This is a genomic window from Lysinibacillus sp. GbtcB16, from assembly GCF_019091145.1.
In the GTDB taxonomy this organism is placed as follows: Bacteria; Bacillota; Bacilli; order Bacillales_A; family Planococcaceae; genus Lysinibacillus; species Lysinibacillus fusiformis.
Genome location: NZ_JAGXJV010000487.1, coordinates 1 through 265 on the forward strand (window position 1 = coordinate 1; position 265 = coordinate 265).

Genomic DNA, 265 nt, shown 5'->3' on the forward strand with positions numbered 1-265 from the left:
CCCTCCATTCATAAAGCCAAAACCGCTAATTCGAAGTCGTGGGAAGCTTTCGAACCTTACGTCAAGCACTACTACGGCTTTATGAGTTCAATTGACGAGCAAATCGGCAGATTAATCGCCTATTTGAAGGAACACGATTTATATGAGAATACGACGATCATTTTTTCAGCCGATCACGGCGAATCGCTGGGTATTCACGGCGGGTTAAGCGATAAAGCATTCTTTATGTATGAGGAAACGTGCCGCATTCCCTTACTTGTGAAAT

Annotated in this window: 1 protein-coding gene; it reads left to right on the plus strand. The window is 43.8% G+C overall.

Going from position 1 to position 265, the window contains the following annotated elements; translation table 11 throughout:
* Positions 1–81 precede the first annotated feature (81 nt).
* The coding region (locus KVT27_RS25000; protein WP_254636283.1) for a sulfatase-like hydrolase/transferase at positions 82–265 on the plus strand (184 nt) is incomplete at its 3' end.